The sequence below is a fragment of the Paenibacillus sp. BJ-4 genome (assembly GCF_020404765.1).
GTDB lineage: Bacteria > Bacillota > Bacilli > Paenibacillales > Paenibacillaceae > Paenibacillus.
Window position 1 is genome coordinate 1 of record NZ_JAIVEM010000140.1, and the last position, 22619, is coordinate 22619.

The window sequence follows — 22619 nt, forward strand, 5'->3', positions numbered from 1 at the left end:
AAGAGCGATTAGCTCATGTTGAAACTGACGAGATAAAATATCTCATTGTTGATTTTGCGAACAAAATCATTACTCACTCGTTGTTCAGTTTTCAAAGATCAAACACTTCATGTCTGCTTCAGGTTTCATCCCCTCAGCAACTTTTATAGTGTATCATGTTTCCTAGAGTTATGTCAACACTTTTTTTTCAAAAGTGTTTCCACTCTTTTTCGACAACACTTGAAGCGACAAGAATTAATATACCATACTTTTAATATAATTTGCAACCTTTTTTAAGAAAAAAAATTAAGTCTCAATACACTCGATATAAAGCTCTCTTTGAAGCATCAAGTTAATAATTTCCCCATTTACTTGAACCAACGGACGAGTCGGCTGATCCCGATCAGCAAATATAATTTCCCCTATACGATTATCATTAAGGCGTACTTTGGTCCCGTTGTTAAATTGGGTGAGCTTGTGAATAAAAACCTGTACTACACTTGGGTCCAGCTTACCAAACGATTCTGATTTGATTTGCTCCAGAACCAGATATGGTGATTGGGCAGATCGATACGTCTTCTCCAGCGTCATGGCATGAAATACATCAGCCACTCCGACAATTTTAGCGTAAATGTGGATTTGTTCCCCTTTGAGACGCAACGGATATCCGGTACCATCCACTTTTTCATGATGCTGAAGAGCAGCCAGGCGTACACCTTCGTTAATGGCCTTCACATTTTTGAGCAGCTGATATCCTAGTGAAGTATGACGACGAATCTCTTCTTGCTCCTCCCCAGTTAATGCGGAAGGCTTGTAGAGGATGGCTGGGTCCATCTTGGCATTTCCAATATCATGAAGCAAACCGGCGAAGGCAACCTGCATCCAGTCCTTTTGAGGCAAACCAATCCACTGCGCAATGGAATATGAAGTAAGTGAGGTCAAAACAGCATTGTGAAAAATATAATCAACTTCGATCATGGGTCGCGGAATGAATGTCATTACGTTATAGCGCTGTATGTGCACCAGTAAGGACTCCAGCTGTCCTCGCAGCTCAAATATAGATAGATTAGAGACGAGTACGGATTGGAATGCACTCTTAACAAGCATCACCATTTTGTCATACTCATCCTGGAATTGTGCAAACTCATCTCGCTCATCTAATAAGAGTGCTTGTGATTCAGCTGTTGCAGATTGAACAGTAGCATGTTCGCCAACGGCAGTCGTATTATCATCCGCTCCTACCTCTACTTGCTGGATCAGGAACGCCTGTAAAATCTCCAAGTCACGGGGCAGTAGAATGCGCCCTTTCGGCAACAGTAAGCTGCCCATTTCAGTAAATACATCGCTTTGTAATCTAAGTCCTGCTTTTAATTCGGATACGGGTACAGTTGTCATGGTCAACCTCTCTGTTCTCACAACAGCTGCTCCAGCTGCCAGTTTATGATGTCATTATATTACTTGGAAATGATCCTGTACATTCATTTTATGCCATTTAAAGTTTTATCCGTCTGAATTCATTGGTCCGAAAAAGAAAAAGACTCCCTGACCAAAATAGTCAAAGAGTCTTCCCCATCATTTAAAAAATCAAGCAACCACTTGTGTAGTATGGATGGCTTCTTATTCGTTCTCAGAAGGCTCTGAATCACTGCCTTCTGTATCTTCTGTGTCCATATCAAGAACAGGTTCAGCACCTGATGGAGATGCACCTTCGCTGGCTTCCCCGTCCTCTAATAGCTCTTCAAGCAGTTCATCCTGCTCCTCATTCTTGTTCGCACGACATACAGTAGCGACCGAATCATCCTCGCGGATGTTAATCAACCTTACCCCTTGTGTGTTGCGGCCCATCGTGGAGATTTCGTCCATACTGGTCCGAATCAGGGTACCACTGGCTGTAATGATCATCAGATCCTCTTCGGTTTTTACAACTTTGAGGCCGACAACCGGACCATTTTTATCCGTAACATTGATCGTCTTAATTCCCTTACCTCCGCGGCTTTGGATACGATAATCCGCTACAGGGGTACGTTTGCCGTAGCCTTTGGCCGTTACAATCAGGATATCCAGGTCGGTATCTACAACATCCATACCTATTACAGCATCACTCTCATCGAGACTGATTCCTTTAACCCCGGTAGCACTACGGCCCATAGACCGTACATCGCTCTCATGGAAACGAATAGACATCCCTTCTGCCGTACCGATGATCATTTCCTGCTGTCCGTCCGTCAGTTTTACTTCGATCAGGGCATCATCTTCACGCAAGTTAATGGCAATCAAGCCACCTTTGCGAATATTAGCATAGTCGTCGAGCGGCGTCTTCTTGATAATCCCTTGTTGGGTCGCAAAGAACAGATAACTATCCTCAACGAATTCCTCAATTGGGATAACCGCATTGATCGACTCGCCCTGTTCAATCTGAATCAGATTAATAATCGGTGTTCCCCGGGCTGTCCGACTGAGATCAGGAATCTCATAAGCCTTAATCCGATAAACCTTGCCCTTATCGGTGAAGAATAACAAGTGGTGATGTGAATTCGTAATAAACAGATGCTCTACAAAATCCTCGTCCTTGGTATCCATACCCACCACACCACGACCACCGCGTTTTTGACTGCGATAGGTAGTAACGGGAAGGCGTTTAATATATCCGGTATGGGTTACAGTAATAATAACATCTTCACGAGGAATAAGATCCTCATCCAAAATGCTCTCTTCACCTACTGTAATTTCAGTACGACGCTCATCAGCAAAACGGTCTTTAAGCTCATTCAGCTCTTCGCTAATGATGTTAAGCACCAAATGCTCGTTGGCTAAAATTTCGCGATATTCGGCAATCTTTTGTATTAACTCGTTATATTCATTCTCGATCTTCTCACGTTCCAAACCGGTTAAGCGTTGCAGACGCATATCGAGAATAGCCTGGGCCTGCTCGAGAGTGAGTGAGAAACGCTCAATCAGTCCTTCACGAGCTGCATCTGCAGTTTGAGAGGAACGGATCAAGGCAATAACTTCGTCCAGATGGTCAAGAGCAATCCGCAAGCCTTCCAAAATGTGTGCTCTAGCTTCGGCTTTTTTCAGGTCGAATTCTGTCCGACGACGAATAACTTCAACCTGATGTTTAAGATAATAATACAAGACATCTTTCAGATTCAAAATCTTCGGCTCGTTGTTTACAATGGCAAGCATATTAATACCAAAATTGGACTGCATGGCCGTATGTTTAAACAAATTATTCAGAACAACGTTCGGGTTCACATCCCTACGCAATTCAATAACAATACGCATACCTGTACGGTCCGACTCATCCCGAAGATCCGTAATGCCCTCAATACGCTTGTCACGAACCAATTCAGCAATCTTCTCGACCAGACGAGCCTTATTCACTTGGTAAGGCAGTTCATGCACGATAATCCGTGCTTTATTGCCAATTTCCTCAATGGTGGTCTTTGCACGCATGGTCACAGATCCGCGGCCCGTTTGGTACGCCTGACGAATGCCCGAGCGTCCTAAGATATAGCCTGCTGTCGGAAAATCCGGCCCTTGAATATAATCCATAAGTTCCATCGGTGTAATGTCAGGGTTTTCGATCATTGCTTGTACACCGTTGATAACCTCTCCCAAGTTATGCGGAGGAATATTGGTAGCCATTCCGACTGCAATCCCGCCGACACCGTTGACCAGCAAGTTAGGATAACGTGCAGGCAACACGACGGGCTCACTTTCTTCACCGTCGTAGTTCGGCATGAAATCAACGGTCTCTTTGTTCAAATCTCGCAGCATTTCCATTGCAATCTTCGATAATCGTGCTTCGGTGTAACGCATCGCAGCCGCCATATCTCCATCAACGGAGCCAAAGTTGCCGTGTCCGTCCACCAGCATATAACGCAAGGAAAAATCCTGCGCCATCCGCACCATCGTATCGTATACAGCCGTATCACCATGAGGATGATATTTACCGATAACTTCGCCAACGATTCTTGCCGATTTTTTGTAAGGTTTGTCTGGCGACATGCCCAGCTCGGACATCGCGTACAAAATACGACGGTGTACCGGCTTTAGTCCGTCCCGCACATCAGGCAAGGCACGGCTAACAATAATACTCATGGCATAATCCATAAAGGATTCGCGCATTTCCACTCCGATATCCCTGTTAATGATCTGCGGGTTATTTTGATCGGCCATGCTGGTCCTCCTTCTCGTCCTTCAATACATTGCTCTCTATGTGAAAAGCCTAATAAGACAATGCCTATATACTCTGCTCTCTGTGCAGGATTTTGGCTGAAACCCTCATCTGTATAATTATATTACTTTCACAAAAAGAGCACAATTAAACGCCTCTATCCTCTTTACAGCGTAAATCCCTCGTCTGCCCCTTCTTCCAGAAGCAGATAGCTAACCCCCACACCACTAACAAGCCCTGATTATAACAAATTCCCCTGAGCTGGGGATTAGCCCCCACACTAAGGGCCTTTTCCACATACAATACGTATACGGTCAGGGCTAATATAGCAAGATTCCGAAAAACGCCGTATTTCTCTATTATATCATTGTTTTCCGCGCTTGTCCTTTAGTTTCCCTTGTTTTGTTAAAGTGTTGTCAATTCCATGTATGTGACTCATATTACGAAAAGAAAGGGATGAGAATACTTGTCTATTCAGCGAGTAGCCAGTAAGTGGACCAAAACAAATGCCATTCTCCCCAATCCGACGTTGGCCGCTTATATACCGGAGACACGTTTGTACACATTCGAGCACTTGAACGAAATGTTAGCGGTGTATGGAACTGTCTATATTAAGCCGGATAACGGTACTTATGGAAAGGGGGTTATGCGCGCAGAAAAACTAACAGAGCCGCTTCCGCCGACAGAAGAAGGAATCATCGGGGAAAGAACCTGGTATGTCCTACGTTATGAAGTAGATACCCTTACTTTTGAAAGTCTGGAGGATCTGCACAAGGTGGTTTCTGCCCGTATACGGAAGCGTCCATATCTGATCCAACGCGGGATTCCCCTTCTTCAGCATGAAGGACGTCCCTTTGATCTGCGGGTATTAACCCAGATGAACTTGAGACACCAGTGGGAAACAACGCTTATTATAGGACGTGTAGCTGCTCCTGACAAAGTCGTCACCAATCACCACAGCGGTGGCACAGCACGCTTTTTCAATGAACTTGTAGCACCCTATCTGGATGTAAAGGAAGCAGTTCGTCTCGAGCAAAAATTATCGAAAATGGGCGAACGAGTAGCCTGGCAGCTGCAAAAAAGATACCCTCGGCTAAAGGAAATTGGATTGGATGTGGGACTGGATCAGCAGATCTATCCGTGGATTTTGGAGGTTAATACGAGACCAGCCATTAAAGTCTTTTCTTTCCTTCCAAACAAAAGCCTTTATCATAAAATATTCAGATATGCTGTAGGCTACGGCCGTTATTCATCATCCACGGGCAAGCCTGCACGCTCTAAGAGAAAGGCCTAGAGCATTGGCGTTAAGTATTCAAATTCACCCAGGCTGGTTAATAAACAGGAAAAGGGACGCCGTTTGGGCGCCCCTTGGTGTTGAACTCAAATCATAACAAGCAAATAGTACATTGGCTTAGATGAGAATATCACACATTAAAAATCGAGATTTTTCACATACTTAGCATGTTCTTGGATAAAGTCGCGGCGGGGTTCTACATTATCTCCCATTAGGGTGTTGAACAGTGTATCTGCCAGCATCGCGTCATTAATGGTTACCTGTAGCATGGTACGGCTCTCAGGGTCCATTGTAGTTTCCCATAGCTGTGTCGCGTTCATCTCGCCCAAACCTTTATAGCGCTGTACATTGTACTTCGCATTTTCTCCAAATTCCCTGATGATCTCATCGCGTTCCGCCTCGGAGTTCGCATACCGTACAACTTTGTTACGCTCTACCTTGAATAGTGGTGGCTGAGCGATATAAATATAGCCTGCATCAATGATTTTGCGCATATACCGGTAGAAGAACGTCAGCAGCAGCGTGCGAATGTGAGCACCATCGACATCGGCATCCGTCATGATAATGACTTTGTGGTAACGCGCTTTGGCAATATCAAAATCGTCTCCGATCCCTGTACCCATTGCAGTTACCATCGAGCGGATTTCATCACTGGACAAAATACGATCCAGGCGCGCTTTCTCCACGTTCAGGATTTTACCGCGAATCGGCAAAATAGCCTGAAAGTGACGATCACGGCCCTGTTTGGCCGATCCGCCCGCTGAATCACCTTCGACGATGTACAGCTCACTAATCGAAGCATCCTTGGAGGAGCAGTCCGCTAGCTTGCCGGGAAGAGAGCTGATTTCCAGCGCACTTTTACGGCGCGTCAGTTCCCGTGCTTTGCGGGCTGCTTCACGGGCACGGGCTGCTTGTAGGGATTTATCAACTACGCGGCGAGAAACAGATGGATTTTCCTCCAGAAACTCCTGAAGTTTCTCAGCGAACAGGGATTCGACAATCCCTCGTACCTCACTGTTACCGAGCTTTGTTTTGGTCTGACCCTCAAATTGCGGTTCCGGGATTTTGACGGAGATAATCGCCGTCAGCCCTTCACGCACATCATCACCGGTCAGGTTGGCATTGCTATCCTTAATCATGCCGTTTTTGCGTGCATAATCGTTAATAATCCGGGTTAATGCACTCTTGAAGCCAGATTCATGTGTTCCGCCCTCATGCGTGTTGATATTGTTGGCGAAAGAATAAATATTCTCGGTATAGCTGTCGTTATATTGCAGCGCAACTTCGACCTGAATCATATCGCGTGAGCCTTCGACATAAATCGGCTGCTCATGAAGTGCTTCTCTTTGTTGATTCAAAAATTGTACGTATTCACTGATTCCGCCCTCGTAGTGGAATGTATCACTGGCACCTGTCCGCTCATCAGTCAGGCTGATCGCAATTCCTTTGTTCAGAAAAGCCAGCTCACGAATCCGCGTTTGAAGCGTATCATAGTCATATACGGTTGTTTCTGTGAAAATTTGCTCGTCGGGGTAAAATGTCGTTTGGGTCCCCGTCTCGTCTGTGTCACCGATAACTCTCACATCATACTGCGGCGCACCACGATGATATTCCTGTTCATACACATGTCCGTCCCGTTTGACACGAACGACCATTTTGCTGGAGAGAGCGTTCACTACGGATACACCAACCCCGTGCAGACCACCGGAGACCTTGTACCCTCCGCCTCCGAATTTACCACCTGCATGAAGTACAGTCATAACGACTTCCAGCGCTGATTTTTTCATTTTGGCGTGCTCACTTACTGGAATACCGCGACCGTTGTCTGTAACGGTGACGCTATTATCCTCGTGAACGACAACTTGGATGCTGTCACAATAACCCGCCAGCGCTTCGTCAATGCTGTTGTCCACAACTTCCCAGACCAAATGATGGAGACCTTTGGCACTCGTGGAGCCAATATACATCCCGGGACGTTTCCGAACCGCTTCCAGGCCCTCTAGGACCTGAATCTCGCCCGCATCATAAGACGGTTGATTCATAGACATGCCTTTCACCTACTTCTATAGATTTCTATGGTTAAGCATTGGCAACAAATTGGTTTGCCCGCTTTTTGAGTGTTGTTGAGGAGATGGGGGAATAATACACCGTATTCTGAGTCACTACAATGGACTTGGCTTCCTCTTCGCCAATCATCTCGACATGCTTTTGCTGCTGGGCGTGGTTCACGTATTGCTTGGAGATTTTGGAGGATTTTTCAATCGAGATATCGAAAATAGCCACAAGCTCTGACGAGCGGATGATTTTTTCGCCACCCAGATGAATATACATATCGGTTACTCACTCCTTAGTATTCCACATGCCCGTCGTGGACGTGATAAATATTCGCATCCTTGAGTCGTTCTGCGTTCAAACTCTCAATCCCGGTTGCGGTGATAAAGGTCTGTACCTTGCTCTGGAATGTTTCGATCAGCTGAGTCTGACGATAGGGATCTAGCTCAGACAAAACATCATCCAGTAGCAGGACTGGATATTCACCGATTTCCTCATGGATTAATTCAATTTCGGCCAGCTTCAAGGACAGGGCCGTCGTCCGCTGCTGCCCCTGAGAGCCATACGTATGCACTTCTCTGCCATTAATGGCAAAGGCCAAATCATCACGATGGGGTCCCGCCAAAGTCATGCCACGGCGGATTTCCTGTTCCCTCATTTGGGATAACTTTATCATAAATCGCTCCAATAAGACAGCTTCATCTTCTTCCTCTGGTTCGCTGAAGGAGGGAACATAGGTTAATTTTAGCTCTTCAGTCCCCCCCGCGATCCCTTCATGAATGGCCTGAGCCCACCTTTGCAGCTTTGTTATAAATTGTTTCCGCTTTTTAACAATTTTAACACCATGCTCAACAAGTTGCTCGTTCCATACCTCCAGCATCAGCTGCACCGAGGCCATATCTTTCCCCCAAGCCTGCTTAAGCAGGTTGTTCCGCTGAACCAGCACCTTTTGATATTGCTGCAAATGATACAGATAGCCCGGCGCTACCTGTCCAATTTCCATGTCAAGAAACCGGCGGCGAACCCCCGGTGTTCCTTTGACGATTTCCAGATCCTCGGGCGCAAACATGACCACGTTTAACGAACCGATAAAATCACTCAGCTTTCGCTGCTCCAATCCATTGATCTTCGCTTTTTTGCCTTGTGTGGATAACGACAGATCCAGTCTGATTTTCCCGTATTTTTTATCCACATCTGCAGCCAGATGAGTAGAAGCAGCCCCAAAAGAGATTAACTCCTTATCGCGCGACGTTCGGTGACTTTTGGTCAAAGCCAGCACAAAAATCGCCTCTACGAGGTTCGTTTTGCCCTGGGCATTCTGTCCAATCAGCAAATTAACGGGCCCAAATTCATTCAGCTCCAGCTGTTCATAGTTCCGGTACTGCTGCAAAGCAATGTTGTTCACAAACACATAGGGTCCCCCTTGCTACTCCGTACCTAAAAGGAGTCCTTGCCGACTAGGCGATTATGCTCCTGCCGTAACCTCGAAACTTCCGTTGTCCTCTACTTCTACAGTATCGCCAGGGTACAGCTTTCTTCCCCGTCGTTCTTCCGGCTCACCGTTAACGCGAACTTGTCCCTCCTGTAAGAGGGCTTTGGCCATTCCACCTGTAGATACACAGTCAGCCAGTTTTAAAAATTGATCGAGCTTAATGTACTCGGTCTGTATCGATATCCGTTTCAAGGCTTGTTCATCCTTTCGCTTGTTCTCGGGTGGATAACACTAAATGTTAGTTGGTTGTGCGATACGGCAGGATAATGTACAGCGCATTGCTGGAATCTGCCGGTTTTAAAATAATCGGGCTCATGATGCCAGTAAAAGCGATCGTCAGCTGCTCACTATCAATCACCTTCAGCACGTCGAGCATATATTTGGAGTTGAATGAGATTTTGAGTGGCTCTCCCTCAAATTTGGAGACAGTTACTTCCTCACGTACTTTACCAAGCTCAGAGGAGCTAGAGGAAATTTCCAAACCGCCATTTTCCAGCGACTGCATTTTTACAATATTCGTTTTTTCCTCACGGGACAGCAAATAAGCACGGTCGATAGACTCGCTCAAACTTTTTGTATCCACAATCAGTTCTGTTTTGTAGGAGGTCGGAATAATCCTAGAAGTATCAGGGTAGGTTCCATCCAGGATGCGGGAATAAAAGAGTACCCGGTCCACTTTGAACAGCACCTGATTGTCCGCTACGACGATATCCACAAGCATATTTTGATCCGGAATAATTCTACTCAGCTCATTCAGCGTTTTGCCTGCAATGACCACATTGCTAAAACGCAAGCCTTCAGATGATTCCAAACGAGCGCTGCGGGTGGCCAGGCGGTGGCGGTCTGTTGCTACAAACTTTAATTCTCCCTCAGCCAAATTCCATAATACCCCGGTCAAAATCGGTGTTGTTTCGTGGGTGGAAATGGAGAAAACCGTCTGTTTGATCATATTTTTGAGCAAATCACCTGGCACAGAGATAACCTGATTTTCTTCAATGTTGGGAAGCACCGGGAATTCCTCAGGGTCCAAACCCACGATTTGAATTTCAGTCGCACCGGATGAGATGAAGGTTTGGAACTGATCCTTCACCTCCATACGGATCTCTTGAGACGGCAGCTTTTTGATAATTTCGACAAAGAATTTGGCTGGCAGGACAACACTTCCGGGTTGTTCAACCTGAACGACAGTTTGGTCTCCATCCTCCATTGGAATAAAAGATTGAATAGAGATGTCTGTATCACTGGCCGTCAGCGTTACTCCCTGATGATTCACATCCAGCTTAATACCACTAAGAATTGGAATCGTAGTCCGACTCGATATAGCTTTGGATACATGCTGTATCGCCTCGTTTAAAACGTTTTTCAGAATGCTGATCTTCATAAGTTCCTCCTACGGGTTTTATTCCTTCAAGCACGCGTTGACGCGGGCCTTATTTAGGTGATGTATATCTTTAAAATATAGTAGTAATAGTAATAGGCGCACTGAATATGTGGATAAGTAGGTGTAAACCTAATAAAATCAAGCCTATCCACATGTGTATAAATTGTGTATAGGCTCTGAACTTGTTCAGGTTGGATTTTTGATTTTCTCTATTAGGTTGTTGATAACTTTGAACAACTCCTGATCCACTTGAATGGATTTGGAGATTTTTTCGTGCGCATGAATGACCGTCGTATGATCACGTCCACCGAAGGCTTCACCAATTTTAGGCAGAGAATAGTCGGTTAACTCACGCGACAGGTACATGGCAATCTGTCGTGGAAAGGCCACAGCCTTTGTCCGCTTACGCGCTTTAAAATCCTCCAGGCGCAGATTGTAAAATTCCCCGACTTGATGCTGTATATCCTGAATGGTGATCATTTTGGGGCGGCTGGACGGGATGATATCCTTCAACGCCTCAGCCGCAAGATGACTTGATACATCCTGATTGGTTAAGGAAGAATAGGCGACAACACGAATCAGCGCCCCCTCCAGCTCACGGATGTTTGTATCAATCTGGTTGGCGATATACATCATGGCCTCGTTGGGAATGTCCAGGTTTTCCGCACGGGCTTTTTTCCGAAGAATAGCGATTCTGGTCTCGAGATCCGGAGGCTGAATATCCGTAATGAGTCCCCACTCGAAGCGGGAGCGCAGTCGTTCCTCCAGCGTTGGAATCTCCTTAGGAGGTCGGTCACTGGAGATGATAATCTGCTTGCGTTCCTCATGAAGTGCATTGAACGTATGGAAAAATTCCTCCTGCGTCGATTCCTTGCCCGCAATGAATTGAATATCGTCAATGAGCAAAATATCAATGTTGCGATATTTGTTTCGGAAGCTCTCCCCGCGGTTGTCCCGGATGGCATTAATGAATTCGTTCGTAAACTTCTCCGACGATAAATATACGACCTTGCTGGTCGGATTGTGCTCCAAAATATAGTGCCCGATGGCGTGCATCAGATGCGTTTTGCCCAAACCCACACCGCCGTAAAGAAACAGCGGATTGTACGCTTTGGCCGGCGCCTCGGCGACGGCCAGCGATGCTGCGTGAGCAAAACGGTTCCCCGATCCGATGACGAATGTATCGAATGTATATTTGGGATTTAGCATATGGGACACGGCTTCTTCATGTACGACCGGCTGCTGCTGAGGTTGCTGCTGAAGATCGAACTCGGGAGGTTTGTTCTCCTCAATGACGAACTTGACCTCCAGTTGCTTACCCAAAATTTCATAAACCGTTGCTCCGACTAGCTTGGTATAGCGGCTTTCAAGCCATTCCACGGCAAAAGTTGTCGGGGCAGAAATCACAATGGAGTGGTCATTCAGTTTCGCTGCCTTGGTAGCCTTAAACCAAGTGTCGTAACTCGGCTTACTCAGCTTGGTTTGTATAATGGATAGAATTTGCTGCCATAGTTCAGAGATATGGCTGTCCACAGACGTCACTCCTTTTAAATCCTGACATTTTGCCGATTAACTGAGAGCTGCTCCCGGCGTTTCGGCAAAACGCCTAAAATCCCAAAAATATTGTTGAAGGCCATAAAAAGACATACCGCCGCCTAAATCATGCGGCAGTGTGGTGAGAGAACGCAGCACAAAATGACCCCGAAAAATAACTGATGGAAAATTCCACTGCTGTTGGGCAGAAGAAAGGCGATATTTCTCAGGAGGGAATGTGCGGCACGATCCGTTCTCTTAATCCCGCAGGCCAAAACGGGACTGCAATATGTCGAAATCAAATGAAAAATGTAGAATATATCCCCAGAATCCCGAATCCGCACAAAAACAAAAAGATGGATAAATTGAACTTGTTCACAACTTTATCCACAGGGTGTTGATAATATGGAGGGTAAAACAACATATTCACATTCAAAAGTAATATCATCATAGCAAAAGAAGCCTTGTATTTCAATGACTCGTGGTTATTTATCCACAAATTCAATCTGTTGTGTACAATTTTTATTCACAACACAAGATATTGTTTATAATTTGTTCAGTTTTCGACAATAACTCTTTTTTGCTCTAAAATGTTATGCACAGGTTATGACCATTTAAATCACAATTCCGTTCTTTTTGTGAATCTGTGTATAACAGCCGTTGCCTTTTGGTTACAATGGCTTATTTTTCTGTTGAAAATTTCCGGTAACGTTTCCGACATTATTTTTAAATGAACTGGCGACGGCAATCTGAAAAAGACCGAATTGAAGTGACAGAATGAATAGAAGGTAGATACGAGTAGTTTTGGCGGGGGAAAATGCAGATGAACTGCTGGTGGGAGGAAGAAGAAGCAAGAAAATTGCTGCTAAACCAGGGCAAACGAGAGTGAAGTAGTGAGTTAATGAGAGGGATTGGATTCCTGAACACGAAAAAGAGGGAGAGGATTCACAATCACATTGACTTTGACGGCTATTTGTGGTTAAATGTACAAAGGTGTTTTTTGTGGAGATTGCTACGTTAGGTATATTCCATATAAAACGTATTCCTTGTAAGGAGGTGCAGCACAATGAGACCGACTTTCAGACCGAATGTCAGCAAACGTAAAAAGGTTCACGGCTTCCGTAAAAGAATGAGCACAAAGAATGGCCGTAAAGTTTTGGCGGCTCGTCGCCAAAAAGGTAGAAAAGTATTGAGTGCGTAATGCGTGCATAAAGACCACTACGGTGGTCTTTTTTTTCATAATTGAGGTATTAACGGACCGGATCGCTTCCTCTAATTTGTATAAATGCAATGAAAAAGAGAGTGAAGTGCCGAATCCTGCGCTATATTAGATGAAGCTTTTGAAAATGGATGTAAAATAAGCGAGATTACCATGACGGAATGTTGTCCATACTTCTTACTATATAAGAGGTAAGGATTGGCTTACCGAAGTGTGTAAAAGAGATGAGCAAGGAGAAGCGCCGTGCGAAAAAAATTGCGTCTTCGAAACCGGGCGGACTTTGGGCGTGTATACCGCCATGGCAAATCTTTTGCCAACCATCAGTTTGTGGTGTACTGGTTCCGCCGTAGAGAGGTAGAGCAGTTCCGTGTCGGAATTTCGGCCAGCAAGAAGATCGGCAACGCAGTTGTCCGTAACCGGATGCGCAGAATCGTCAAGGAAATTGTGCGTCATCATGAGCATGAATTGGTGGAGCAGATTGATCTGATTTTTATCGTCCGTAAGGGTGCGGTTACGATGTCGTATCAAGAGCTGGAGAAAAGCGTGTTGCACGTTCTGCGCAAAGCCTCGCTGCTCAAGTCTTCACGCCGATAGTCAGTATCTTTGTCCTACAGGATATGGTATGATTTACGTTGGAATGGATTGGTTAAGAAAGGGGTTATGAAGTGTCGCGTTTGAAGACTCAACGGGGGAAATGGTTCCTCCTAATTGCCGTATTGGCACTTGTTGCCGTGCTGTCCGGGTGTGCCCCGACAGTTCACAATTCTTACACGACGGCAGACTTGGCCAACGGATCGTGGTGGCAAAGATATGTCGTTTACTGGTTTTCGTATGCGCTGGATACATTTGCCCAATGGTTCTCTGGAGAGTATGGCCTGGCCGTACTGATACTGGTGATTATCGTGCGCACCATTATTTTGCCGCTTACACTCAAGCAAGTACGCAGTTCCAAAGCTATGCAGGCTATTCAGCCGCAATTAAAAGAAATTCAAGCGAAATACAAGGATACACCTGAGAAAGTCCAGCAAGAGACAATGAGATTGTTTCAGGAAAACAAGGTCAACCCGATGGCGGGCTGTCTGCCTTTGGTCGTACAAATGCCGATTTTTATCGCGCTTTATAATGCCATTTACTATAATTCGGCATTACGGGATCATGACTTTTTGTGGCTCCAGTTAGGTAAACCGGATCACTTCTTCATCCTGCCGATTCTGGCAGCAATTACGACATTTGTCCAAACCTGGATGATGATGAAAATGAATCCTACGCCGCAGCAGGGACCTATGCAGTTTTTGCTGTACGTTTATCCGGTGCTGATTCTGTTCATGTCGTATAATTTCCCATCCGCTTTGCCGTTGTATTGGTTCTACAGTAATATCTACACAATTATTCAAAACTATTTCCTTTATCGCAATAATGATAAAGAAGCTGCCCTGGCGAATGTGAAAACAGCCAGTCTTACAAAAACGGGTTCCTCCAATAGCAAGAAAAAGAATAACAGAAACACGAAGGGGGCTAAAAAGTCGAGATGACCAAGGTCGTGACATCAGGAAAAACCGTTGAAGATGCTGTAAAACAAGGACTCTCCCAACTGGGAGTAAGCCGTGAACGGGTAACCGTAAACGTGTTGGAACAGCCATCAAAAGGATTCCTGGGATGGCTCGGGGTCAAGAAGGCCAAGGTGGAGCTTACGCTGCTGTCTGAACCGTCTCCCGAAACCATACACGCGGCTGAACCTCATGTATCGGCTCAAGCGCCTTCTAGTGTAGGACAGGCTATTTCAGAAGCTGAGCCTGTTGCACGGGAAGCACATATCAGCTCGGAAACCTCTACGGGACAAGTTGATCCCTATGAGGAGGCGACGCGTTTTATCCGCGAAACAGCAGCAGGAATGGGATTGGACGTTGAAGTAGATGTCCACCACTGCAAGGATGAAAGTATACTGGATATCTCCGGTCCGTCGCTCGGTATGCTGATTGGTCGTCGGGGACAGACATTGGACGCATTGCAGTATCTGACGAATATTGTTGCCAATCGTCATTCTGACAAATTCATCCGAATTGTTCTGGATGCCGAGCAATTTCGCGCACGTCGGCAGAAAACGCTGGAGGATTTGGCAGATCGGTTGGCAAACCAGGCTATTCGTTACGGCAAGGAAGTCGTGTTGGAGCCAATGCCGTCACAGGAGCGAAAGCTGATTCATGCTAAGCTTCAACAGCATGCGCAGGTTAGAACATACAGCAAGGGGGACGAGCCGAATCGGCGCGTCGTCATTGCCAAAAAATAATCCGACGCAATGGCTCTCTGCATGATGCAGAAGCCATTGCTTTTTTTCTTATACTTTTAGCTGAAACGGATGCCGTCCTTACTCCAGGACGGCAAAGCCGTTTCTACTTAATAGGAGGTAGAAACGATATGCTGAGCGATACCATAGCTGCCATTGCAACGGCTGTCGGCGAGGGCGGCATTGCGGTCATACGGGTCAGCGGCCCGGAAGCTGTCACGGAAGTGGAGGCTTTGTTCCGCAGCAAAACGCCTCTAAGCAAGGCTCCATCTCACACGGTACACTATGGACATATTATAGATCCCCACAACCAGGAAAAGGTGGAGGAAGTTCTGGTTACGGTGATGCGGGCGCCACGCTCTTTTACAACTGAAGATGTAGTAGAGATCAGCACGCATGGCGGAGTAGTAGCCGTCAAACGGGTTATGGATTTATTACTGCTGCAAAATATTCGTTTGGCCGAGCCAGGCGAATTCACGAAGCGCGCCTTTTTGAATGGTCGTATTGACCTGAGTCAGGCAGAGGGGGTCATCGACCTCATTCGTTCGAAGTCAGATAAAGCTTTTTCGGTAGCTCTGAAGCAGGTGGATGGACATCTGTCGCAGAATATTCGTCGTTTGCGTAATATTCTGGTAGAGACGCTCGCTCATATTGAAGTAAACATTGATTATCCTGAGCATGACGTGGAGTCTTTTACGTCTGAGCTAATTAAGGATAAGAGCAGTCAGGTCATGGCGGAGATTGATCGGCTGCTGCATACGGCGGAGCAGGGTAAAATTTTGCGTGAGGGTCTGACCACAGCAATTGTCGGAAGACCGAATGTGGGCAAATCCTCGCTGTTGAATACACTGGCTCAGGGTGAACGGGCGATTGTGACCGATATTCCGGGTACCACCCGAGATGTTATTGAGGAATATGTGACGGTTAATAACATCCCGCTCAAGCTGCTGGACACGGCCGGGATTCGTGAAACGATGGATGTGGTGGAACGGATTGGAGTAGAGCGTTCGAGAACGGCAGTCAGTGAAGCGGATCTGTTGCTCGTTGTGATTAATGCCAACGAACCGCTACATGAGGATGAAATGGCATTAATGGAACAAATCCGCGGTAGACAAGCGATTGTCATTATGAATAAAATGGACTTACCGGCTCAAGTAGACCGGGATTTGCTGCTGCGCTATGTACCTGAGGAGCTCATCGTACCGATGTCCGTCAAGGAGAACGAGGGGGCAGACCGACTGGAGCAGGCCATATCCAATTTATTCTTCAGTGGCAAGCTGGAATCAGCCGATATGACATATGTCAGCAATGTAAGGCATATTGCTTTGTTGAAGAAGGCTCGCCAATCACTGGTAGACGCCTATGAAGCTGCCGATCAATTTGTACCGATCGACATGATTCAGATTGATGTAAGGCTGGCGTGGGAGCATTTGGGTGAAATTGTGGGCGATACTGCGCATGATGCGTTAATCGATCAAATATTTTCACAATTTTGTCTGGGCAAATAGGACATTCAAGCATGGCTGGTATAAGCCCTGCTATCGTTATAGATATACAAGAGCATATTCGGCGGAAGACCGGAGTGTATAAGGAGGTAAGAGAGGTATGGGATATCAAGGAGGCGACTATGACGTAATTGTCGTAGGCGCAGGCCATGCGGGCGTAGAATCCGCCTTGGCAGCAGCCCGGATGGGCTGTCGTACGTTGATGATTACAATTAACCTGGATATGGTCGCGTTTATGCCCTGCAACCCGTCTATTGGCGGTCCTGCAAAAGGTCATGTGGTGCGGGAAATCGATGCTTTGGGCGGTGAAATGGGTCGCAACATCGACAAGACATTTATCCAAATGCGCATGCTGAATACAGGTAAAGGACCTGCGGTTCACGCATTGCGTGCACAGGCGGACAAGTTTTCTTATCAGCATACGATGAAAGAAACGATGGAGAAGGAGCCCAATCTGACCCTGCGTCAAGGTATGGTGGAAGAACTGATTATTGAAGACGGCCATTGCGTAGGCGTGATTACGAAGACGGGCACAGAGTATCGAAGTAAAGCAGTTGTCCTGACTACAGGGACCTATTTGCGTGGAAAAATCATTATGGGTGAGCTGATGTATGAGAGTGGTCCGAACAATCAGCAGCCTTCAGTGAGATTGGCTGAGCATTTGAAAGAGCTGGGCTTTGATCTCGTTCGATTCAAGACAGGAACACCGCCACGGGTCCATAAGGATACGATTGATTTTAGCAAAACGGAAATTCAGCCGGGGGATGACCAACCGAAGTTTTTTTCTTACGAAACGAAGTCTTCGGACAATGAGCAGCTTCCTTGCTGGCTGACGTATACTTCAGTAGAAACACATCAGATTATTAATGATAATCTGCATCGTGCGCCAATGTTCTCCGGTCTGATCGAAGGAACGGGACCGCGTTATTGTCCATCCATTGAAGATAAAGTGGTGCGTTTCAGTGATAAGCCGAAGCACCAAATCTTTTTGGAGCCTGAAGGTAAAAACACATCTGAATACTATGTTCAAGGCTTGTCGACCAGCTTGCCGGAGGATGTACAATTAGCTGTACTGCGCACCATTCCGGGGATGGAAAAGGTAGAGATGATGCGTAACGGCTATGCTATTGAGTATGATGCGATGGTGCCTACGCAATTGTGGCCTACTTTGGAAACGAAAAAGGTTCCCGGCTTGTTCACGGCAGGTCAGATTAACGGTACCTCCGGTTACGAGGAAGCTGCGGGCCAAGGCATTATGGCAGGGATTAACGCAGCTCGCAAGGTGCAGGGCAAAGAGCCCGTTGTATTGGACCGCTCTCAAGGCTACATTGGGGTTCTGATCGACGATCTGGTGACCAAAGGTACAAATGAGCCTTACCGTCTGCTGACGTCCCGTGCAGAATACCGTCTGTTGTTGCGCCATGATAACGCAGATCTGCGGTTGACGCCGATTGGGCATGAGATTGGCCTGATTACGGATGAACGGTACGAGCGCTTTTTGGACAAAAAGCAAAAGGTAGAACAAGAGATTGAGCGTCTTCGCTTGGCGAAGGTTCGTCCAGTTGATGTAAACGAAATGCTGGAGCAAGGCGGTTCCGCACCGATACAAGATGGTAGTAATTTGTTAACGGTGCTGCGTCGACCAGAGATTAGCTATGCACAAGTAGCGCAAATTTCACCTTCACCTATCGCTCTCACTGAGGAAGAGCAGGAGCAGGTAGAAATCCAAATTAAGTATGCGGGCTACATTGAGAAGCAATTGATGCATGTAGAACGTCTGCAAAAGATGGAGAAAAAGAAGCTTCCAGAGGATATTGCATACCATGAGGTTCAAGGTTTGGCTATTGAAGCGAAGCAGAAGCTTGAAAAAATCCGTCCGATGTCCATTGGTCAGGCATCCCGTATCTCGGGCGTGACTCCTGCGGATATTTCCATTCTGCTGGTCTATCTGGAGCATTATAACCGCGTAACGGCAGCAAGGGGATCATAATGGACGCTATACAACAGCAATTTAAGCAGCGACTGGCCGAGCATAGCATTGTGATCAATGACAGTCAGCTAGAGCAGTTTGAAACGTATTACCGTGTGCTGGTGGAGTGGAATGAAAAAATGAACCTGACGGGGATTACAGAGCGTGATGCGGTGTATACCAAGCATTTTTACGATTCTCTTTCACTCGCCTTCTATGTTCCGTTAAAGGATGTGGGAAGCCTGGCTGACATTGGGTCAGGCGCAGGTTTCCCTGGCATTCCTTTGAAAATATGCTTTCCACATATTCAATTGACCATTGTGGACTCGTTGAACAAACGCATACAGTTCTTAGCACATGTGGTAGAGCAGCTGGGGCTGGAAAATGTTGAACTGATTCACAGCAGGGCAGAGGAGTTAGGACGTAAAGCAGGCTACCGCGATAGTTACGATCTGGTTACCGCCAGAGCTGTTGCCCGTCTTGCGGTACTGAATGAATTTTGTTTGCCTTTTGTCCGTGAAGGAGGTCACTTTGCTGCGATGAAGGGCAGTGATCCAACGGAAGAAATTAAGGAAGCCTCCTACAGCTTGAAAGAGCTAAAAGGTAAAATTAAGCATGTTCAAGCTTTTCATCTACCTGTTGAGGATGCAGCCAGACATATGATTATTATTGAAAAAAGGGCGGCTACACCAAGGAAATATCCGCGCAAGCCGGGTACTCCCTTGAGAACTCCGTTAGTGTAAATGTTTGAAAAAGAGTGAGTGTTTCACGTGAAACATTCACTTTTTTTATGGCTGAATAGGTAGCTGGTAGGGGGATGATAATTTATTATCTGATCCTTCCGAAAAGCTGGTAGAGACGATAGGATTATGGTTAGAAAAGTGATAGAATAGAGATAATCGTTTTAATGTAAGTTGACTACTCCCCGTACTCATTTATCCAGATATACATATAGGGGAGTGGGGCAACAAGGTCAGGAAAGTACGTGGAGTGTACCCACTTACGGGGCTGTCTCATATAAAAGGGGGCTACGATCCGCGTAAGGAACTGTTTTTCACGAAGCGCTGTAAGTATGGTGCTATTATGAAATTAGGTGGTATTATACGGAATGAAAGAACAATTTTCCAAGCTATTTGGTTTGACGGAGCGATCTACTGGGGACGAAATAAAACAAATTCCCGTTCGGGATATTGTCAGCAGTCCTTATCAGCCCCGCACCATATTTGACGACGAAAAGATTGATGAGCTATGCCAAACCATTAAAACGCATGGTGTAATTCAACCGATTGTCGTCCGTTTCCGTAATGGACAATATGAAATTATAGCAGGGGAACGTCGTTGGAGAGCTGTTACCAAACTGGGAATGGACACGATTCCAGCCATTGTTCGTGAGTTTAATGATTCACAAGCTGCATCCATCGCGTTGATCGAGAATCTTCAACGGGAAGGGCTAACTGCGATTGAAGAAGCAGTGGCTTACCAGAAGCTGATTGATCTCCATCAGCTCACTCAGGAAAGCCTTGCTCAGCGACTGGGTAAAAGCCAATCTACCATTGCTAACAAGATACGACTGCTTCATCTGCCAGAGAGAGTGAAAGAGGCTCTAATGGAACGGAAGGTGTCCGAGCGTCATGCTCGTGCGTTATTGTCATTAGAGACCGAAGAACTACAGTATAAGGTTTTAGATGAAGTCATTTCTAAGGAACTCAATGTAAAGCAGACAGAGGCACGAGTGGCCTTTTATAAACAAGTGTCAACAATTAAGAAATCCAAGCGGATTTCCTTTACCAAGGATGTCCGGCTTGCGCTGAATACGATTCGTCAATCCATTGATATGGTATCTGGCTCTGGCTTGGATATCAAAACCAAGGAATCCGATCACGAGGATCACTATGAGATTGTCATTCAAATTCCCAAACGTAAGTAAGGGATGCAGCGTATAGGCGGCAGCAATTGCCGCTTTTTCTGTCTAACGCCCAATAAAACCGCAGCATACTCGTATTCATTCTATAAAATTGCCGGTATCCGTAAGTTAAGGATTAAGTAACGTCTCCATAGAGCATTTTGCATCATGGAATGTAGCAGAATTCCGATTAAATTATGAGGTGAATGAAGTGTCAAAAATAATAGCCGTAGCCAATCAAAAGGGCGGAGTGGGCAAAACAACTACTTCCGTGAATTTGGGCGCCGGACTTGCTTCCCTCGGCAAAAGGGTATTGCTCGTGGATATCGACCCGCAAGGTAATACAACCAGCGGTGTGGGTATCAATAAGGCGGATGTGGCAAATTGCATTTATGATGTACTCATTAATGAGGTTGATCCTAGTGAGGCGATTGTCAGTACACAGATTGAGGGACTGGATATTATTCCAGCAACCATTCAGTTGGCAGGTGCGGAGATCGAACTGGTACCGACTATATCTCGTGAGCTGAGATTAAAAAGATCACTCCAGCTCGTGAAGCATAATTACGATTATATATTAATTGATTGCCCTCCATCGTTGGGTATTTTGACACTCAATTCATTAACGGCCTCCGATTCGGTCATTATTCCGATCCAGTGTGAATATTACGCATTGGAAGGATTAAGCCAGCTATTGAATACTGTACGGTTAGTACAGAAGCATCTGAACACCTCATTGCAAATTGAGGGTGTATTGTTGACCATGTTTGATGCCCGTACGAATTTGGGGATTCAAGTGATTGAAGAAGTGAAAAAGTATTTTCAAAGCAAGGTCTATCAGACGATTATTCCACGCAATGTAAGACTTAGCGAAGCCCCATCGCATGGCCAGTCCATTATTACGTATGATCCCCGCTCTCGTGGGGCAGAGGTATATATTGAGTTGGCAAAGGAAGTGGTATCTTATGAGTAAACGGTTGGGAAAAGGACTGGATGCACTCATTCCCTCCCTTACGGTCAATGAAGAGGATAAGGTTGTTGACATTCCGCTTAGCCAATTGCGTGCGAACCCGTACCAGCCTCGAAAGACGTTTGATGATGAATCCATTAAAGAGTTAGCGGAATCCATTCGTCAGCACGGTGTTATCCAACCTATTATTGTACGCAGTGTATTGAGAGGATACGAAATTATAGCGGGAGAAAGACGTTTTCGGGCATCCCAATTTTGTGGAAATCCAACTATACCTGTGGTTGTTCGCAATTTTACGGATCAGCAGGTAATGGAGATTGCCTTGATTGAAAACTTGCAGCGTGAAAATTTGAATGCGATGGAAGTGGCAGTAGCTTATCAGGGGTTAATGGATCAATTTTCCTTAACACAGGAAGAGTTGTCCATGAAGGTTGGAAAATCACGCTCTCATATTGCCAATTTTCTTCGTTTGCTCGCATTACCGGAGGAAGTCAAAGATCATGTTTCACGTGGAACATTGTCTATGGGACACGCCAGAGCCATTGTCGGACTCAAAGATCCAAGTATAGTGAAGCAGCTAGCACTGCAATGTATTGAGCAGCAGTGGAGTGTTCGCGAACTAGAGGAAGCTGTACAACAACTGGATCACAAACCTGGGGAAACGAAGGCCAAAGCCAAGATGCGAAAAAAGGACCCCTATATTGACCATATGGAAGAGTCCTTGCGTGAGCGTTTTAAAACGACTGTTAAAATTAAGCACAATAAGGATAAAGGCAAAATCGAATTAAATTATTACAGCCAACAGGATTTGGAAAGATTACTGGAGCTACTGCAGTAGTCTGTACCAATATAGACATG

General features: G+C 45.9%; 19 protein-coding genes. 11 read left to right on the plus strand and 8 right to left on the minus strand.

Translation table 11 applies throughout. The features are described 5' to 3' along the window. Window positions 1-285: 285 nt before the first annotated feature. Window positions 286-1374, minus strand: coding sequence for an HD-GYP domain-containing protein (locus LCF57_RS19500; protein ID WP_226002191.1), 1089 nt, complete (start codon window positions 1372-1374; stop codon window positions 286-288). Between the two features lie 222 nt (window positions 1375-1596). Further along, window positions 1597-4161, minus strand: a complete 2565-nt coding sequence (gyrA, locus tag LCF57_RS19505; protein WP_226002192.1) for a DNA gyrase subunit A — start codon at window positions 4159-4161, stop codon at window positions 1597-1599. 464 nt (window positions 4162-4625) lie between these two features. On the opposite strand from gyrA, the gene LCF57_RS19510 reads away from it, so the two are divergent. Beyond that, window positions 4626-5453, plus strand: a complete 828-nt coding sequence (locus tag LCF57_RS19510; RefSeq protein ID WP_226002193.1) for a YheC/YheD family protein — start codon at window positions 4626-4628, stop codon at window positions 5451-5453. A gap of 137 nt (window positions 5454-5590) precedes the next feature. Here LCF57_RS19510 and gyrB read toward each other — a convergent pair whose 3' ends face one another. The 6 genes from gyrB to dnaA all read right to left on the minus strand — a co-directional run bounded on the left by gyrB (window position 5591) and on the right by dnaA (window position 11911). After that, on the minus strand, window positions 5591-7501 hold the full coding sequence (gene gyrB / locus LCF57_RS19515; protein WP_226002194.1) for a DNA topoisomerase (ATP-hydrolyzing) subunit B: 1911 nt from the start codon (window positions 7499-7501) through the stop codon (window positions 5591-5593). Window positions 7502-7532: 31 nt separating this feature from the next. After that, window positions 7533-7784: an extracellular matrix regulator RemB gene (remB, locus tag LCF57_RS19520; RefSeq protein ID WP_007433255.1), complete on the minus strand. Its 252-nt coding sequence runs from the start codon at window positions 7782-7784 to the stop codon at window positions 7533-7535. A 16-nt stretch (window positions 7785-7800) separates the two neighbouring features. Then, complete coding sequence (gene recF, locus LCF57_RS19525) at window positions 7801-8916, minus strand: DNA replication/repair protein RecF (RefSeq protein WP_226002195.1); 1116 nt, start codon at window positions 8914-8916, stop codon at window positions 7801-7803. A gap of 54 nt (window positions 8917-8970) precedes the next feature. Next, window positions 8971-9189 carry a S4 domain-containing protein YaaA gene (gene yaaA, locus LCF57_RS19530; protein WP_007433253.1) on the minus strand — a complete coding sequence of 73 codons (219 nt, stop codon included), beginning with the start codon at window positions 9187-9189 and terminating at the stop codon, window positions 8971-8973. Window positions 9190-9235: 46 nt separating this feature from the next. Then, a complete protein-coding gene (dnaN, locus tag LCF57_RS19535) occupies window positions 9236-10378 on the minus strand; it encodes a DNA polymerase III subunit beta (RefSeq protein ID WP_152380012.1) in 1143 nt (380 codons plus the stop codon). A gap of 186 nt (window positions 10379-10564) precedes the next feature. After that, entirely contained in the window at window positions 10565-11911 is a 1347-nt protein-coding gene (gene dnaA, locus LCF57_RS19540) for a chromosomal replication initiator protein DnaA (protein ID WP_025716021.1), read from the minus strand. A 1066-nt stretch (window positions 11912-12977) separates the two neighbouring features. Here dnaA and rpmH point away from each other — a divergent pair. The 10 genes from rpmH (at window position 12978) to LCF57_RS19590 (ending at window position 22599) form a co-directional block, all read left to right on the plus strand. Then, window positions 12978-13112, plus strand: coding sequence for a 50S ribosomal protein L34 (gene rpmH, locus LCF57_RS19545; protein ID WP_007433250.1), 135 nt, complete (start codon window positions 12978-12980; stop codon window positions 13110-13112). Between the two features lie 261 nt (window positions 13113-13373). Next, the gene (gene rnpA / locus LCF57_RS19550; RefSeq protein WP_010346798.1) at window positions 13374-13724 is read left to right on the plus strand and encodes a ribonuclease P protein component; all 351 of its coding nucleotides are present in this window, start codon (window positions 13374-13376) and stop codon (window positions 13722-13724) included. Window positions 13725-13795: 71 nt separating this feature from the next. After that, window positions 13796-14662 (plus strand): YidC/Oxa1 family membrane protein insertase, encoded by an 867-nt coding sequence (locus LCF57_RS19555; RefSeq protein WP_226002196.1) that lies wholly within the window; start codon window positions 13796-13798, stop codon window positions 14660-14662. Further along, complete coding sequence (jag, locus tag LCF57_RS19560) at window positions 14659-15417, plus strand: RNA-binding cell elongation regulator Jag/EloR (RefSeq protein WP_226002197.1); 759 nt, start codon at window positions 14659-14661, stop codon at window positions 15415-15417. The genes LCF57_RS19555 and jag overlap by 4 nt, the downstream gene beginning before the upstream one ends. A 128-nt stretch (window positions 15418-15545) precedes the next feature. Then, window positions 15546-16922: a tRNA uridine-5-carboxymethylaminomethyl(34) synthesis GTPase MnmE gene (mnmE, locus tag LCF57_RS19565; protein ID WP_226002198.1), complete on the plus strand. Its 1377-nt coding sequence runs from the start codon at window positions 15546-15548 to the stop codon at window positions 16920-16922. A 97-nt stretch (window positions 16923-17019) separates the two neighbouring features. Beyond that, window positions 17020-18909 (plus strand): tRNA uridine-5-carboxymethylaminomethyl(34) synthesis enzyme MnmG, encoded by a 1890-nt coding sequence (gene mnmG / locus LCF57_RS19570; protein ID WP_025716017.1) that lies wholly within the window; start codon window positions 17020-17022, stop codon window positions 18907-18909. Continuing rightward, a complete protein-coding gene (gene rsmG, locus LCF57_RS19575) occupies window positions 18909-19631 on the plus strand; it encodes a 16S rRNA (guanine(527)-N(7))-methyltransferase RsmG (RefSeq protein WP_226002199.1) in 723 nt (240 codons plus the stop codon). The genes mnmG and rsmG overlap by 1 nt, the downstream gene beginning before the upstream one ends. A 365-nt stretch (window positions 19632-19996) precedes the next feature. Further along, window positions 19997-20815: a nucleoid occlusion protein gene (noc, locus tag LCF57_RS19580; RefSeq protein WP_226002200.1), complete on the plus strand. Its 819-nt coding sequence runs from the start codon at window positions 19997-19999 to the stop codon at window positions 20813-20815. Between the two features lie 187 nt (window positions 20816-21002). Then, window positions 21003-21764 carry a ParA family protein gene (locus LCF57_RS19585; RefSeq protein ID WP_007433242.1) on the plus strand — a complete coding sequence of 254 codons (762 nt, stop codon included), beginning with the start codon at window positions 21003-21005 and terminating at the stop codon, window positions 21762-21764. After that, complete coding sequence (locus LCF57_RS19590; RefSeq protein ID WP_226002201.1) at window positions 21757-22599, plus strand: ParB/RepB/Spo0J family partition protein; 843 nt, start codon at window positions 21757-21759, stop codon at window positions 22597-22599. Before LCF57_RS19585 ends, LCF57_RS19590 begins: the two co-directional genes overlap by 8 nt. The last annotated feature ends 20 nt before the right edge of the window (window positions 22600-22619 follow it).

Coding starts and splice junctions, on each gene's coding strand:
- LCF57_RS19500 (WP_226002191.1), bottom strand. CDS start 1,374: ATGACAACTGTACCCGTATCCGAATTAAAAGCAGGACTTAGATTACAA.
- gyrA (WP_226002192.1), bottom strand. CDS start 4,161: ATGGCCGATCAAAATAACCCGCAGATCATTAACAGGGATATCGGAGTG.
- gyrB (WP_226002194.1), bottom strand. CDS start 7,501: ATGTCTATGAATCAACCGTCTTATGATGCGGGCGAGATTCAGGTCCTA.
- remB (WP_007433255.1), bottom strand. CDS start 7,784: ATGTATATTCATCTGGGTGGCGAAAAAATCATCCGCTCGTCAGAGCTT.
- dnaN (WP_152380012.1), bottom strand. CDS start 10,378: ATGAAGATCAGCATTCTGAAAAACGTTTTAAACGAGGCGATACAGCAT.
- rpmH (WP_007433250.1), top strand. CDS start 12,978: ATGAGACCGACTTTCAGACCGAATGTCAGCAAACGTAAAAAGGTTCAC.
- jag (WP_226002197.1), top strand. CDS start 14,659: ATGACCAAGGTCGTGACATCAGGAAAAACCGTTGAAGATGCTGTAAAA.
- mnmE (WP_226002198.1), top strand. CDS start 15,546: ATGCTGAGCGATACCATAGCTGCCATTGCAACGGCTGTCGGCGAGGGC.
- mnmG (WP_025716017.1), top strand. CDS start 17,020: ATGGGATATCAAGGAGGCGACTATGACGTAATTGTCGTAGGCGCAGGC.
- rsmG (WP_226002199.1), top strand. CDS start 18,909: ATGGACGCTATACAACAGCAATTTAAGCAGCGACTGGCCGAGCATAGC.
- noc (WP_226002200.1), top strand. CDS start 19,997: ATGAAAGAACAATTTTCCAAGCTATTTGGTTTGACGGAGCGATCTACT.
- LCF57_RS19590 (WP_226002201.1), top strand. CDS start 21,757: ATGAGTAAACGGTTGGGAAAAGGACTGGATGCACTCATTCCCTCCCTT.